The 15529-nt window shown below is 52.4% G+C and carries 11 protein-coding genes; 9 read left to right on the forward strand and 2 right to left on the reverse strand.

All coding sequences use genetic code 11. The features are described from left to right. Positions 1 to 230: 230 nt before the first annotated feature. Positions 231 to 2078: a nucleoside-diphosphate sugar epimerase/dehydratase gene (locus JUK32_RS10970; RefSeq protein ID WP_204138898.1), complete on the forward strand. Its 1848-nt coding sequence runs from the start codon at positions 231 to 233 to the stop codon at positions 2076 to 2078. A gap of 120 nt (positions 2079 to 2198) precedes the next feature. Further along, a complete protein-coding gene (locus JUK32_RS10975; protein WP_204138899.1) occupies positions 2199 to 4118 on the forward strand; it encodes a hypothetical protein in 1920 nt (639 codons plus the stop codon). Between the two features lie 250 nt (positions 4119 to 4368). Here JUK32_RS10975 and gcvP read toward each other — a convergent pair whose 3' ends face one another. Then, positions 4369 to 7254 carry an aminomethyl-transferring glycine dehydrogenase gene (gcvP, locus tag JUK32_RS10980; RefSeq protein ID WP_375541563.1) on the reverse strand — a complete coding sequence of 962 codons (2886 nt, stop codon included), beginning with the start codon at positions 7252 to 7254 and terminating at the stop codon, positions 4369 to 4371. A gap of 193 nt (positions 7255 to 7447) precedes the next feature. Further along, positions 7448 to 8386 (reverse strand): META domain-containing protein, encoded by a 939-nt coding sequence (locus JUK32_RS10985; RefSeq protein WP_204138900.1) that lies wholly within the window; start codon positions 8384 to 8386, stop codon positions 7448 to 7450. A gap of 420 nt (positions 8387 to 8806) precedes the next feature. Between JUK32_RS10985 and JUK32_RS10990 the strand changes: the two genes are divergently transcribed. The 7 genes from JUK32_RS10990 (at position 8807) to JUK32_RS11020 (ending at position 15346) form a co-directional block, all read left to right on the forward strand. Continuing rightward, on the forward strand, positions 8807 to 9268 hold the full coding sequence (locus tag JUK32_RS10990; RefSeq protein ID WP_204138901.1) for a phosphate-starvation-inducible PsiE family protein: 462 nt from the start codon (positions 8807 to 8809) through the stop codon (positions 9266 to 9268). A gap of 61 nt (positions 9269 to 9329) precedes the next feature. Then, complete coding sequence (locus JUK32_RS10995) at positions 9330 to 9542, forward strand: hypothetical protein (RefSeq protein ID WP_204138902.1); 213 nt, start codon at positions 9330 to 9332, stop codon at positions 9540 to 9542. 161 nt (positions 9543 to 9703) lie between these two features. Continuing rightward, positions 9704 to 10396: a fasciclin domain-containing protein gene (locus tag JUK32_RS11000; RefSeq protein WP_239112548.1), complete on the forward strand. Its 693-nt coding sequence runs from the start codon at positions 9704 to 9706 to the stop codon at positions 10394 to 10396. A gap of 70 nt (positions 10397 to 10466) precedes the next feature. After that, the gene (locus tag JUK32_RS11005; protein WP_239112549.1) at positions 10467 to 11066 is read left to right on the forward strand and encodes a L,D-transpeptidase; all 600 of its coding nucleotides are present in this window, start codon (positions 10467 to 10469) and stop codon (positions 11064 to 11066) included. Between the two features lie 2 nt (positions 11067 to 11068). Continuing rightward, entirely contained in the window at positions 11069 to 11692 is a 624-nt protein-coding gene (locus JUK32_RS11010) for a L,D-transpeptidase (RefSeq protein WP_239112550.1), read from the forward strand. Between the two features lie 529 nt (positions 11693 to 12221). Further along, positions 12222 to 13535, forward strand: a complete 1314-nt coding sequence (locus JUK32_RS11015; protein WP_204138903.1) for a glycosyltransferase — start codon at positions 12222 to 12224, stop codon at positions 13533 to 13535. Positions 13536 to 13729: 194 nt separating this feature from the next. After that, complete coding sequence (locus tag JUK32_RS11020) at positions 13730 to 15346, forward strand: glycosyltransferase family 39 protein (protein ID WP_204138904.1); 1617 nt, start codon at positions 13730 to 13732, stop codon at positions 15344 to 15346. The last annotated feature ends 183 nt before the right edge of the window (positions 15347 to 15529 follow it).

A 15529-nucleotide genomic window follows, 5' to 3' on the forward strand; every position in this document is an offset into this window, starting at 1 on the left:
CCATGGTTGGAGGCAGGCATATTGTCCGATAACCCAATCCGCAATCCAAAATTGGGATACATGCTCCCCTTTTCTGATCAGTACCCATGGCATCGCATCGGTGAGACGATGCTCTATTGTTCTTAGAGAGTGCTGAGATGATTGTCGTGGGTGGCTGTCTCTGCCGAAAGGTTTTCCTCATCGTACTGCTTGGGGAAAGAATTTTTGACATGCTCTAGTCTATCTATACTATGTCTCGTTTTCCTTCTATCTATCGCCTTGCTCAGGTCGCCCTGGATGCGATCGCGGCAGTTTTGTCAATCTTCCTGGCATTTTGGGTGCGCTTTGAGGGCACTCTGCCAGCCCAGTACTGGCCTCTGGTGGAAGGCATCTTGCTGGTGGGAGTGCCGGCACGACTCCTGAGCCAGTGGGGATTTGGGGCCTATCGTCAGATTTGGCGATTGTTCAGCCTGCGAGATTTTTGGACGCTTTTTCAAGCAGGGAGTTTCTACTCCCTCTTGCTGGTTTTATCCACGCGCCTGCTGTTGCTCAAGTTTATCGACCTCCCAGTGTTGCCGTTGGGGGTAGCGGTGATGGACTGGGGGTTCTGCCTGGCGGGCATGACCTTAATACGGTTTTTGCGCTCGTGGCAAACGTCCCCTAGCAGAAGCAGCAAGCATCCACCGAGTACCCATGCCAAGCGCCTGTTGCTGTTGGGAGCCGGGCGGGCGGGAGCCCAAATTGTGCGCGAGACTCGTCAAAACGATCGCTTGGATTTTTGGGTGGTGGGTTTTTTGGACGATGACCCCAGTAAACTGGGCCGCCAGGTTGAAGGCGTCAAGGTACTGGGCAAAATTAGCCAACTCACAACTTGGGCCGTTCGGCTAGCGGTTGATGAAGTGCTGATTACCATGCCCTCGGCGTCCAGCGATCGCATTCAGCAAGTCGTCAACCTGGCCAAGCTAGAAGGCATCGCGATTAAAATCGTACCGCCCATGCAGGAGTTGCTGAGCGATCGCAGTCTTGCCCGGCAAATTCGTGACATCCGGCTAGAAGACTTGTTGGGACGTCCCGAAGTGGTTCTAGACTTCAGCGAACAACTTTCGAGTGACTTGCCCGCCGCAACGGAACAAATCCAAAATCACGTGGTGCTGGTCACAGGCGCTGGCGGCACCATCGGGTCGGAGCTTTGTCGCCAACTCGCGCTGCTGCGGCCCCGGCAACTCATCCTTTTAGGACGGGGCGAAAATAGTATTTTCCATATTGATCAGGAACTGCGAACCACCTTCCCCGCATTGGATCTGGTTCCCGTCATCGCTGACATTCGCAACCCAGAACGCATGGCTGACATTTTCCGGCGTTACTGTCCAGAGGTCGTTTTCCATGCCGCCGCCCACAAACATGTTCCGCTGATGGAACTCAATCCCACGGAGGCGATCGAGAATAATGCGATCGCTTCCGCTCAACTGGCGATGCTAGCGGACAAAATCGGCGTCAAAACCTTCGTGCTGATTTCCACAGATAAGGCCGTGGCCCCTAGCAGCTTTATGGGCTTAAGCAAGCGGCTAGCAGAATTACTGGTGAGTGGGGTCGCCCAGCACAGCCAAACCCGATTTCTGTCGGTTCGCTTTGGCAATGTGCTCGGCAGCCGAGGCAGCGTCATCCCAATTTTTGAAAGTCAAATTGCCAAAGGGGGACCCGTCACCGTCACCGATCCAACCATGACTCGTTACTTTATGACTACCCCAGAGGCGGCACGACTGGTCCTACAAAGTTTAGCCGTCGGTAAAACTGGCCAAACCTTAGTGCTTGATATGGGGCAGCCCATGCGCATTTATATGCTGGCAGAACAACTGATTCGCCTGAAAGGATATATCCCGGGTCAAGATATTGAAATTCACGTGACGGGTATTCGCCCCGGCGAGAAATTACATGAATCTCTGGTTGATGAAAACGAAGAATTGCACATCACACCTCATCCTAGGCTGCAATGCCTCGTCAAACGACAACTAGAATATTTGCCAACCGCTGCCACTTTAGAAAAAATTGATCGGATTTTAGAGTCGTCTGATCTAGAAGCTTTATGGCATCTTTTTTGAGCCCATTTTACTGGCCAGTGTGGCTTCATTAGAACAATTCAATTTCTCAGGCCGAGCTACTGAATGTGAGAACGACTGTCCAGTTAGGCGAGTTAAATCATCGGAGATCATACTGAATTCATGTCTTGGTTAAGCTCGTGGTTTGATCTCGCGTTCAAACTAATACTGCTATCGATTTATTTTATTGGAATATGGAGATTAGGAGACAAGGAAATCTTCAAAAGTGATAGATTTCCTATTTTCTTGATTGCCTTTTTGCCATTCTTTGGCATCTATAAATTTATCAGTGCCCTAGGGAAAGAGTCACTGCTCAATGAGTCGTATACGATAACTGCAATTATCATTCCTGTTATTATTTTTCTGGTTTCAACGACACAGCAAAGGTCGCATTATCAGTTACGACAAGATTTTCAAACCCTATTCAAGCAGCATCGACTTGTGATTGGCTGTCTAGGATGTGGCTTTGTATTTTTTCTAATGCGGGGACTATATCTCGAATATCCTGGCGATGCCATCGAATACTTACAAAGAGTGGGGCAAGCCAACCAAGATTTAGCAGGTGGCATTCAGTCACTGTGGCGCCATGACTCTGACAACACCTTTTTCAGCAGTTTTCAACAATGGTTAGTGGGCAGTGACTATTGGATGCGAGAAAAGTTAAGGGTTGTGGCCGCATTCAATGTTTGTATGCTTTCCCTGGCGGCTTATCGTTTGGCACTGTGGGCGATCGGCAAAAAGACCATTGCTGTGATTTCGATGCTGTTGTTCTTAGGCTTTTACGGCAACTTGCAGATCAGCTTTTTCATGTATAAGATTCTGCAAGGGGCGACCCTAGCTATGATTGTTTATCTAGAATTAGTCCCTCTACTTTATCGCCTATTTTCGGGTGTTTCTGTTCAACAACTTAGCTATTCAAAAAGAAATCTTGAGCTGATCTTAATCTTGGTGGGGATTTGGATGTGTCGAGACTGTCATCAGGAAAAAGTACTTTATGTTGTCACGATCGCTTTTGCCTATGCTTTGCTGACCGTGTTCAAACACATCGCTCAACGACAGCTTCCTTCCATTAGATCTATCGCGTTCTTATTAATATCTTTTGCGCCCTTTTTATTGCTGTTTTTCTCCGCCAAAGAGCCCAGACCGGGTCATCCCCTGACTAAAGAATGGCTTTCCATTGGCAATTATGAGCTCTTTACATATTGGCCTTTAGCGGCGAATTCTGGCGTGATTTTGCTCGACATCGTTGTCATCGGCTTAGCCATCATTTTATTAAGCAGCTACGGGAGCGATTCAAAAGCGTTTTTCTTGGCGGCGATCGCGATCGCGCCTTTTCTGTTGTTTCTTAATCCCATTGCTGTCACTGGCCTAATCAAGCTGACATTTCCGGTTAATGTCTACCGCTTAATGCTCGCAGGCTTGCCCTGGCTGTTTTTACCGTTCGCGGTGCACACGCTGAAACGGGATTACGCGATTCGTCTGGATTACTTATTAATTGTGTTTATTTGCCTTGGCTTCTTTGTCTATGCGCCCATTTATGGAAAGTTTCCCCACATCTTAAAGCGGGTGCCACCTTATGCCGATGGTCGAGACTTAATGCCGGTGGTTGACTATTTGCTCAAGGATGTTGACCATGACGATCGCCCTCAGCTCAAGGTGATGGCACCGCCCTATGTCGGCAGCTATGTGGCCGCTTGGCCCACCTTTCAAGTTGCTTCCAATCGCTGGATTGATAATAATATCGTGGGATCTCGTGCAGATCTCAGCTATCTGTATGGCTCAGAGATTACAGCCGCCGAGATTACAGCAATACTGACCAGCGGAAATTATGACGTCATTGTTATTGATGCCCGGGATGGACTGACTTACCGTAGCTGGCTAGCGCGCATGACTGGGCATTGGCCTGTGGACTTGATCATGAGTCAGCGGGCGTTATTGGCCGGTCAATCATTGCGGAGCTATTTAGCTGATCAACCTCAGCCCATGTTTGAAAAGACACTAGAACAGAATGGGTTCCAGGTATATCAAACACTGATCCAGTAGGTTAGGCTTCTGATGCGGTTATCCCTTGCTCGCCAGTGATTGGGCCTCAAAACAGTCGATCTTGAGATGCCACGATTGACGCAATGACGACTGGCATGGGCCACATTTTTGCCGTGCTCAGGGCGTTAGGGCAAGCGACTCATCCATACACAAAATTCCCCAACCAAAACGGGGGGGCATCGTGAATGCCCCCCCGACATGAGTGACTGACCCCGCTGTTTAAGCAGACAGCCACAGCGGGTCACCGTCGTTACTCTCCGTAAGCGTCCATGGGGAGGCAGGCGCACATGAGGTTGCGATCGCCATACGCCTGGTCAATGCGATTGGCGACGGGCCAAAACTTATGCTCTTGAGTCCAGCGGGTGGGGAAGACGGCTTGACGGCGATCGTAGGGACGCTGCCAATCAGCTACCAGGTCTTCGGCAGTGTGTGGAGCCAGCTTGAGCGGATTCTGGTCGGCGTCGATTTGCCCGGTGGCGATCGCCTCAATCTCCTGACGAATGGCGATCATCGCCTCGCAAAACCGATCCAGTTCCGCTTTCGACTCACTCTCCGTCGGCTCAATCATCAGCGTGCCCGCCACGGGCCAGGACATCGTCGGCGGATGGAAACCGTAGTCGATCAAGCGCTTGGCCACATCTTCCACGGTGACCCCGGCGGATTTCCGGAAAGGCCGCAAATCAATGATGCATTCGTGAGCAATCAGGCCATGCTTGCCGGTATAGAGAATGTCGTAGTGCTCAGCCAGCCGCTGCGCGATGTAATTGGCATTCAGAATCGCGACTTCCGTAGCTCGTTGCAGGCCCGTAGCCCCCATCATGGCAATGTACATCCATGAAATCGGGAGGATGCTTGCACTGCCCCAGGGCGCAGCAGTGACGGCCCCAATCGCCTGTTGACCGCCAACCTCTGGCACCAGGCTGTGGCCTGGTAGATAAGGCACTAAATGCGCTTGTACGCCAATGGGGCCAACCCCTGGACCGCCTCCACCATGGGGAATACAAAACGTTTTATGTAAGTTGAGGTGGCAAACATCAGCCCCAAAGTCTGCCGGACGACAGAGCCCCACCTGGGCATTCATATTGGCCCCATCCATATAGACTTGGCCGCCATGGGTGTGGACGATGTCGCAAATGTCGCGAATGCCCGCTTCAAAGACGCCATGGGTCGAAGGATAGGTGACCATGAGGGCCGCGAGTTGGGCGCTGTGCTTTTCCGCTTTGGCGCGGAGGTCGTCGAGGTCAACATTGCCCTGGCTGTCACATTGCACGCCGACGACTTTCATCCCCGCCATCACCGCACTGGCGGGATTGGTGCCGTGGGCCGATTCCGGAATCAAGCAAACGGTGCGATCGCCCTGACCGCGCTGTTGATGATATTCGCGAATCACCAAGAGCCCGGCATACTCCCCCTGGGCTCCGGCATTGGGTTGCAGAGAAATGCCAGCAAAGCCAGTGATTTCGCACAGCCAGTCTTCAAGCTGTTGAAACAGTTGCCGATAGCCCTGGGTTTGCTCTAGGGGGGCAAAGGGATGGATCTGCCCAAATTCGGGCCAGGTGATTGGCACCATCTCCGCCGTGGCGTTGAGCTTCATGGTGCAAGAGCCCAGAGGAATCATCGCCGCCGTCAGCGACAAATCGCGGGATTGCAGCCGATGCATATACCGCAGCATCTCTGTTTCTGAATGGTAAGTGTTGAAAACGGGATGGCTCAGAAACTCACTAGTGCGTTGCAGCGGATGATCCACGAGGGGCGATGTGGCCGCTGGGGGCAGAGTCGTTTGCTCAGTAAACACGGCAATGAGCTCCCGCACGTCCACCGCCGTCGTGGTTTCATCCAGGGCCACAATCAGCGTTTGGGCATCCAGCTGACGGAGATTGATGCGTTGCTGGGCGGCCCTCGCCAGAATCGCCGCTTGGCGATCGCCTACCTGCACTCGCAAAGTGTCGAAATATGGCTCCGTCCCTAACTCGAATCCGGCTTGCTGCAAGGCGGTCGCCAGGGTGACGGTGTGCTGATGGATGCGGGTGGCGATCGCCTGCAAGCCTTGGGGGCCGTGATACACCGCATACATGCCCGCAATGACCGCCAGCAGCACCTGCGCGGTGCAAATGTTGCTGGTGGCTGCATCCCGCCGGATATGCTGTTCGCGAGTTTGCAGGGCCAAGCGCAACGCGGGCTTGTCGTATCGATCCTTGGAGACGCCGACGAGCCGACCCGGCAGTTTGCGGGCGTACTGGTTCAGGGTGGCAAAGTAGGCGGCGTGGGGGCCGCCAAAGCCCAGGGGCACGCCAAAGCGCTGGGTGTTGCCCACGGCAATGTCGGCTCCCATTTCGCCAGGAGACTTGAGCAGCGTCAGGCTCAACAGATCGGCCACGACGGTGACCAGGGCTCGCTGGGCATGGACCTGCTGAATGAAATCGGTGTAATCGTAAACCGCGCCATCCGTTGCCGGATAGGATACGAGAGCGCCAAAAATCGGGGTCGAGTCATCAAAATCGCGATGGTCACCGACCTGTACCTCAATGCCCAGGGGCAATGCGCGGGTTTGCACCACCGCGATGGTCTGGGGATGGCAGTTTGCCGACACCCAAAACGTTTTCACTGCTTTTTGCTTGCGGACGTTGAAGCTCAGGGTCATGGCTTCAGCGGCGGCGGTGCCTTCGTCCAGCAGAGACGCATTAGCAATTTCTAGCCCCGTGAGATCGGTCACCATCGTCTGATAGTTCAGCAGGGCTTCTAACCGTCCCTGGGAGATTTCAGGCTGGTAGGGGGTGTATTGGGTATACCAGCCCGGATTTTCCAGCACGTTGCGTTGAATGACGGGGGGAGTGATGGTGTTGGCATAGCCCAAACCGAGATAAGAGCGCCACACCTGGTTTTGGTTAGCGATCGCCCGCAGTTCTTCCAACGCCTCCGTTTCCGACCGGCCCGCCCCGACGTTCAGCTCCTGAGTGAGGCGAATGCTCGCGGGCACGGTAGCGGTCATCAAATCAGCCAGCGAGTCGTACCCCAAAGCCGTCAGCATGGCCTGAATATCGCCTGATCGCGGCCCAATGTGACGGGCGACAAACTCGCTCAGGTCGGGCAGTGGAGGCTCAACCTGGGGAGCCGTGGTCGAAGTCGCGCGCGCGATCGCAGCAGGGCTTGCGGGGGACAGGGGCGTCGGGGTTTGGCTGGGCAACAACTCGAAAAATCTCCTCAACGTTTCACAACATCATCTATATCAGTGTTGATGATGCAGCCGTCAATACTTAGGAAGCAAGACGGGTGCATCTCACATTTGACATTGTGTAACAAAGACTAACGACTTGTCAGAGTTCGATCTGTTACCGATGAGGCGAGCCCGAGCGCAAAGCGCAAATCTTTGCCGCTGCTGGCTCGTGAAACTCCCTTAGCGGGGCTATCGCAGTTGAAAACTGCGCCAAAGTTGTCCCCGCCGCATTCAAGAGGGTTAACTGGCTGCCCGCGATTTCATAGGCCGACACCTCGGTCAACAAGGCTAAAAAGTCCTGTTCCTGCTGCATGGTGCCCGCTGGCACCGCACAAAAGCGGCGCGTACTGGCCGCGGCCCCAATCTGTAATGTGTCATCAAGCTGTGTGAACGCGGCACGATAGTTGTTGCAGCCTGCCGACCCGCTGAGCTGCCCCGCCTCGTCAAAGGTAGCCGTAATGGTGGTGTCGAGTAACGGGGTCACCAGGCCGCCGCGACCGTTGTTGTAGGCCGTCAGGGTCCAATCGGTGTTGAGCCAGGCGGCGGCGCTTTGGGGGGCTAACGTCAAAACGACCTCGCCCGCACCGTCGAGCAGCCGCAGTTCGTCCCCGATTAAGTCATAGCTCGTCACTGCCCCCAAGCCCGTCAACATCGCCGCTTCTTGCTGGGCCAACGCTTCAGGAAAACAGGCCATGAGGGTACTGCCCCCAGGGGCGATCGCCAACTCATTCCCCGTCAGCGTGTACGCACTAAAAAAGCGATTGCAGCCCGTGGTGCCTGTCACTCGGCCTTCTCGAAATTCCATCGTGGCGGGGCTGTCCCCCCAGGCCGTCACCAGTTCGCCAGCGGCATCGCGATAACTCACCAACTGCCAAACCGACTGTTCTAGGGGATGGGGCATGGTTATGCTGACTGCTAACGGCAAAGTGGACAAATTGGGCAAATCCTTCGGGGACTGCGCCACACTGGGCAGGGCGATCGCCGATACGCTACTACCCACTAAAAGCGTTAGCGCGATCGAGCGCCCCCACCAAGATTTCACTAGACCTTTCATCTCCATAACCTCCTCACGAATCGATGAAGTGTGAGGAGAGAAGTCAGCAATTGTGGAAACTGAAATCCCTCCGACTTTTAATCGTAGGGAGCGTCGGTGCCGCCATCGACCCGGTTACAGAAATCGATACCAAGGACATCGCCCTCATCCGCGATCGTCCCTAAGCCCCGCATTTCGTCGAGATATCAAGGGCGATCGCCGCGCTTATAGCTGGCATTTATCGATGCTAGAAAGCCTCTTTAAAACCACACCCAAACGACAAATCACCCCCTTCAAGCACCAGGAGAGAAATGGTTTTATCGCCGGCAATGCTGTACCCGAATTTATCGCCGACAAGCTCGGTGTGACCCACACAGTCGCGACTTTACCGAAGGGGAGTCCATCTTCTATGCTCACAGCATCCCCTTTTGATCAGGCAGCATGGCACGGCAATCCAACTCGCGGTTTAGAAATCTCCTGCGCAACTGGGAAGACGACGTCTTTCTCAAGCGCTTGGGCCAAATTGAAGGCATCGTTTCTAAAGTGCTGTCGATCGCGATGGTGATCGTCATCCTCGTGACGGTCATTGATTTGGCTATCGTGCTCTACCACTCCCTATTAGTTACCGACAGCATGGGCTTTTTTACCACCACCCTGACGGAAATTTTTGGCCTCTTTCTCAGCGTATTGATTGCCCTAGAGATTTTAGAAAACATCACGGCTTATATCCGGCGGCACGTTGTACAGGTCGAACTCGTGATCGCCACAGCCTTGACCGCCGTTGGCCGGAAGCTCATCATCTTAGACTTGGAGAAAGTGTCGGGAGTCAGCTTAATTGGCTTAGCCCTCGCCCTCATCGCCCTCTCCGTGAGCTACTACATTGTCCGCGCCGTCCACCGCTAAGCCCACAATTAATCGCGGCCAATTCTGCAATCGCGGCCAATTCTCCGCCATCCGCCAATGAGTGCTTAACTCAGCAATTCTCAACTTTGCCGAAATTGCCATTTGGCCTGAGTTGGTCAAAGCCTGTCCGCCCTTGGAGAAGCTGCTGAAAAGTGATTACTCGAAACGTTTGGAGGGAGCCCGTCGCCTCTCACCGCTGAGTCGATGTTGCCGAGTGATGGGCTTTGACGCTGCTCAGGCCAAACGCACCCCCGATGGTTTCGTGCAGGGCTGAACCAGTGGGAAGCTCTGGGTTAACCGCTCTGCCTGAGCGGGATTGCTGAGGTCGCGAGGCCGTACTGAGAAATACTGATACTTACTATCCCCACTTGTAATTGTGGCTGATATCGGGTAAGTTTACAGAAATTTACATTTTGTGTGAGGCAGTTGAACTTAATGAGCATTCAAATCTTTTCTGCAAAGACTTTAGCTTTGGCTGGTGTATTGGGACTCGGCTTTGTGACTCCGGCTCTGGCCGATGATCACACCATGATGGAAATGGAAATGGAAGCCGAAGAAGTGGTTGAGGAGTTGGTGCCCTCCGCCAATATCGCCGAGATTGTGAGCGGAGTCCCTGAATTCAGCACTTTGAAAGCTGCTTTAGAAGCTGCAGAATTGACCGAAGCACTGATGGGAGAAGGCCCATTCACAGTTTTTGCTCCCCCTAATGAAGCGTTTGACGCCCTGCCCGAAGGCATCCTCGACGTGTTGCTGATGCCTGAAAACCAAGATATTTTGACCGACATCTTGACTTACCACGTTGTCCCCGGCGCTGTTATGTCTAGCGATCTGATGACAGGCCCTGTGGAAACTTTGGAAGGTACTGAGCTGCCTGTCGTCGTTAGCGACGACATGGTTACGGTTGGTGACATTCCTGTCGTGGCGACTGATATTCCCGCGACTAATGGCGTGATTCACGTCATTGACGGCGTTTTGGCCCCTGCCGATACGGTCGCTGAGTTAGAAGCCATCCTCGCAGAAATGGCTGAAGAAGAAGAAGAAGAGGTCATCGTTGAGGAAGAAGTGATCATCGAAGAAGAGGTGATCGTCGAAGAAGAGACTGCCGCGCCCGTTCCTGGCCTTTGGTAGAATCGCAGTAACAGCCCTTGAGTACTGTTACATTCCATCTCGTTAGCGGACAGGGAGACATAGTGCAGCGATGATTAAACGTCAGAATCGGTGGTATTGGGCAACTGCCATGTTGTGCGCCACTGTCGTCATCGCCCCCAGCGCTCAAGCAGAAGTCCTGACGGCTTCGCTTGACCCTGTCCAACTAGAACTTGACTACACCTCCGATCGCACTCCCATCGCAGCGGGTGTAGGTTATGCGCTGGGTCGTCGTGACGATCATTTACCGACATACATTCCCCGAGCTGACCGCATCATTTTGAAGCTTGGCGAGCGGCGCGTTTATGTGTACGACGGCGATCGCGCTATCGACAGCTATCCGGTGGCAATTGGGGCTCCGGGCACCCCGACTCCCACGGGACAGTTTGAAATTTTTCAAATGATTGAAAATCCTTCCTGGCAGAGCCCTTGGACGGGAGAGGTCTTTGCTCCCGGTGCAAATAGTGCTTTGGGCCTGCGCTGGATCGGTTTTACCGAAATGTCGAACGGCATTATTGGGTTTCATGGCACACCGACCGTTTCTTCCATTGGTCGCGCCGCTTCTAACGGTTGCGTACGACTGCGCAACGAAGACGTATTGGCCCTCTACAGCCATGTGCGCATGGGCATGATGGTCGTGGTTGAGCCCTAGCCATGTCTACCCCAGCATTGCTCAGTTACCAAACGGTTATGTTAGCCACTTTGCGGCAGTCATGGCACTGCCTAGGAGTTGGCGTGGCTAGCGGCATCGTTAGTTTTGCCAGTGCGGCCTGGGCGACAGCGCAGCCGCTACAGTTGCCGGACACCTCTACAAGCGTTGCGCTGTCGTCAGTCGCTGCACCTCCAGCAATTGATGACCCCAGTCTGTTTTTACCGAAGCCCAGTGAGCGCCTGACCCTACTCGTCCTCAAGCTGTCGGAACGGCGGCTGTATGGTTATCAAGGCGATCGCCAAGTCGTCAGCTATCCAGTCGCGATCGGGCGCACAAATTGGGAAACACCCACCGGCAATTTCACCGTATTACAACGCCAGCAGCATCCCACCTGGCAGCATCCCTTCACTGGGGAGCTGGTGCCCCCCGGCCCGGATAATCCCCTCGGGGTGCGTTGGATTGGCTTTTGGACAGACGGCAATAACGAGATCGGGTTTCATGGCACCCCCGATGAGCACCTCATCGGCCAAGCCGTCTCTCATGGCTGTGTCCGCATGCGTAATGCCGATGTCGTTGAGCTGTATGAGCGCATCCGCCTGGGCACGCGAGTCTTTGTTCAGCCCTGAAAGAGTTGACGCTTGCTCCGTAATTTTCCCAGTCGCGGTGATGAAGCGGTCAGGTCGGTCAGAGCGCAGTTTTTGTACCCGCCATGTGTCACCAAAGCCTTTGATATAAAGCACTTGAGCGACAATAAAGCTAATGTATTCAGACGCTGGTGAGAAAGAATTTAGTCTGTAAAGATACCGCGAAACGCTTATAAAGTTGTTATGAATTTCATCGTGAGCTTACTGACTGCCAGTTTGGTCCGTATAAACTCGTAAAAACCCTATGAGATTGCTAAGCTTGCTGCTTTTGTAGGCAGTTTTCCCCACTCCCGTTACGTAGCATTAGGTTGCCTCCGTGGATCACGACATTTCCTTACCTTGATAAAAGGTACGCTATCTTGCCTGAAAATAAGGAACTCTGGCTTGTTAGGCATCTCTTAGCTACGGAAGCGCTATCGATGGAAGTATCACAGATCTGCAGTAGCCGCGCCAGCGTTACCAGCCTACTCAGTAGTTTTTGCCAGATAATATCGCGAATTGGACTATCTTTATGACTTATTCTAAATCGGTAGAAATTCAATCACAGCAGCGATTAGTCGAAACACCTGCGGGCAAACTCATCGTGCCTGGAGCCGTCAGTGCGAGGCCAGTCACTAATGGGTTGACGCCTTATGCGACTGAGCAGGCTGATGGGAGTGATGCAGTCACCTGCAACGTGCTGTTTTCACTGGTTATTCCAACCTTTAACGAGCGAGACAACCTCCAAGCGCTGGTTGAGAAGTTGACGGGTATTCTGGATGCTGCGGTTCCTAATCAATACGAATTGATTGTGGTGGATGATGATAGCCCGGATGAGACCTGGCAAATTGGTCTGCAGCTAGCACAAACTTATCCGCAAGTTAAAGTGATGCGCCGAGTTGGGGAGAAAGGCTTGTCTTCGGCGGTGATTCGGGGCTGGCAAGTTGCCCAGGGCGAAATTCTTGGCGTCATTGACGCTGATTTGCAACACCCTCCCCAAGTGTTATTAGACTTGATTGCCAAGGTGCAGGGGGGCGCTGACCTAGCTGTTGGTAGTCGCCATGTCGAAGGGGGCGGCGTTAGCGAATGGAGCATTATTCGGCGGTTTTTGTCCCGTGGGGCGCAGGTGCTCGGCTTGTTAATTTTGCCCAACGTTGTGGGGCGGGTGAGCGACCCGATGAGCGGCTATTTTGTTTGCCGACGGGCGGCGATCGCCGACACTGAGCTCAACCCACGCGGGTATAAAATTCTGCTAGAAGTGATTGGCCGGGGCGAGGTTGACGTCATCGACGAAGCCGGATACGTCTTTCAAGAACGCACTGCTGGTGCTAGTAAAGTCACGTGGAAGCAATACATCGATTACATCCATCATTTGCTGCGGCTGCGATCGCGGGGGCGCATTGGCAAAATTCGCCGCAATTTCCCAACTAAGGCCTTTTTCCGATTTGCCTTGGTGGGCCTAAGTGGTGTCTTTGTTGATATGGCAGTGCTGTACCTGCTACACACTGGTCTTGACTTACCGCTCACCAGGAGTAAGATCCTGGCAGCCGAAGTCGCGATTTTGAATAACTTTATTTGGAATGACCTGTGGACTTTTGCGGCGATTAGCCGCAGTCAGAAAGGCTGGGGCGCAAGGTTTAAGCGGTTCCTGAAGTTCAACATGATTTGTTTGGCGGGTTTGGTGCTGAACGTGTTGGCATTGAACCTGATCTACAACCTGATCTTCGGTCAGAAATGGGCATACGCCGCCAACTTGATCGCCATTGGGTTGGTCACTGTCTGGAACTTCTGGCTGAACATGAAGCTTAGTTGGCGGGTGACACAGGTTGATCCCAGCAGCAAGTAAAGCCGCCGTCGCTGGCAATGTTCAACGTTGAACATTGCCAGCAGCCATGGTCAGCGATCGCCTTTGCTGCTGGCATGTTGTATCCAAGCTGATGCGCTAGAGGTCAGGAACCTCGATATTGTGGCGCTATTCTATAAGTCTTTCCCTGATTCTAATTTTCAAGTATTCAATCTATAGAATTCCCCTTAAGCATTATGGAAAAAGCAAACGTTTTTTCTCAAGAGAGTACTCTATTTAAAGTCGGAAAGTATGTCATTGGTTTGGTCTTAGTTATTGGCATTTTTCTGAGGTTTTACAACCTGGATGGCAAGATATATTGGCGCGATGAAGTGTTCACATCATTGCAAGTTTCGGGCCATCTTCTTGACGTTGCTGATTATAGCAAGCTGTTCACTGGAGAACTAGTCAGCCAAGCTGACATTGCCGAATATCAGTATGCAAATAGCAGCACTAGCTATGCGGATACTGTCAATGGTCTTAAGGAATTTGAACCACAATTAACCCCTTTTTATTTCGTATTGGCCCGCGGGTGGAACAGCTTACTGGGAGATTCCACGTTTATCAATCGACTATTAACGGCATTGATAAGTTTGTCATGTTTGCCGTTTGTATATTGGCTTTGCTTGCAACTGTTTGAAAAGTCAGCTGTCGGTTGGGTTACGACCGCCTTCGTCGCCGTTTCTCCTTTTCAAATTTTGTATGCTCAGGAGGCCCGTCCCTATAGCCTCTGGGTACTAACCACCCTAATTTCAAGCGTTTTACTATTAAGGGCTCAAAAGCAAGCGACCGCTAAGAACTGGATTTTATATTTTGTTTCAGTGGTTGCGAGCCTTTATACATTTTTATTTGCCATCACAACTTTGTTTGCCCACGGGCTATATATTCTGCTGTCTGAACGAGACAAAATTAGCCGCGTCATGCTGATGTTTGTGGCTTCAGCCCTGGCGAGTTTGGTTGCTTTTAGTCCCTGGCTCCTGGTGATCATTAATGATCCCCCGAGCAACTATGCGGCGGTGCCCCACGGGAGTTTGCTGTCTTATCCCAAGGGATGGCTGCGAAACCTGAGTTTATCCTTCGCCGACTTTGGCATCAACGACGCGAGTTCCAAAGTGGCGCTGCTGGCGTTTCTCGGATATTTGTTGTTGCTAGTTGCCACGATCGTCTATTCCTATATCTATTTGCAACGATTTGCGACCAACAAAACTTTTTGGTTTCTGGCTTGTCTGCTTGTTGTGCCCTTCTTAATGTTGCTGGCCTATGACTTTGGTAAGGGTGGCCAGTTGACGACGCGAGGGAGCTACTTAATTCCGTCACTCCTAAGCTTGCAAATTACTTTTGGGTACTTGATGACCAGTCAGTGTTTGCAGATGAAACGATTCTGGATATTGGCTTGCCTGTTCTTTTTATCAGTTTCAACGGTGTCTTCATTCGTGTTAGTGAGTTCCAACACTTGGTGGCATAAGGCGGATGAGAATATTCATCATGAGGTGGCTGCCATCATTAATCAGGCAGCAAGTCCCTTAGTTATCAGTGATGTGGAATTTAGTCTGCCGATATCCTTAAGCCATTCACTGACGGCTGATACGCAGTTTATTCTGCTGCCGCCTCCAGACGCTGATGCTGGTTGGCAATTACCAGAAATTCCTGATGGTGATTTCTCTGATATTTTCCTCTACCGTCCTTCAGAACTTCTTCAAACTGAGTTAGGCCAAGCTGCAGGCGTAGAGTTAGAGACGCTAATTGAGCAGGCAGATAACTACTGCAACTGCACACCTCAGGTTCTGGTCAAAGTCTCGACAACCAGCAGCTAAGGCTCATGCAGCCCGAGTAGGTTAACCGCATGGAAATCTCACAGATCCTGGTCTGAGACTTTTGGGTCAACACAGAAGCTGGGGCTTGCCTTCCAATAAGTCGGTGGACACAATTATTTCGCAGACGGGTTTCGACTCCGCTCAACCCTCAACCTCTGACCTGGACAGTAATATCGCTGATTG

Origin of the sequence: Halomicronema sp. CCY15110 (assembly GCF_016888165.1) — a bacterium.
Classification (GTDB): Bacteria; Cyanobacteriota; Cyanobacteriia; order Phormidesmidales; family Phormidesmidaceae; genus Halomicronema.

Coding starts and splice junctions, on each gene's coding strand:
- JUK32_RS10970 (WP_204138898.1), top strand. CDS start 231: ATGTCTCGTTTTCCTTCTATCTATCGCCTTGCTCAGGTCGCCCTGGAT.
- JUK32_RS10975 (WP_204138899.1), top strand. CDS start 2,199: ATGTCTTGGTTAAGCTCGTGGTTTGATCTCGCGTTCAAACTAATACTG.
- JUK32_RS10985 (WP_204138900.1), bottom strand. CDS start 8,386: ATGAAAGGTCTAGTGAAATCTTGGTGGGGGCGCTCGATCGCGCTAACG.
- JUK32_RS10990 (WP_204138901.1), top strand. CDS start 8,807: ATGGCACGGCAATCCAACTCGCGGTTTAGAAATCTCCTGCGCAACTGG.
- JUK32_RS11000 (WP_239112548.1), top strand. CDS start 9,704: ATGAGCATTCAAATCTTTTCTGCAAAGACTTTAGCTTTGGCTGGTGTA.
- JUK32_RS11005 (WP_239112549.1), top strand. CDS start 10,467: ATGATTAAACGTCAGAATCGGTGGTATTGGGCAACTGCCATGTTGTGC.
- JUK32_RS11010 (WP_239112550.1), top strand. CDS start 11,069: ATGTCTACCCCAGCATTGCTCAGTTACCAAACGGTTATGTTAGCCACT.
- JUK32_RS11015 (WP_204138903.1), top strand. CDS start 12,222: ATGACTTATTCTAAATCGGTAGAAATTCAATCACAGCAGCGATTAGTC.
- JUK32_RS11020 (WP_204138904.1), top strand. CDS start 13,730: ATGGAAAAAGCAAACGTTTTTTCTCAAGAGAGTACTCTATTTAAAGTC.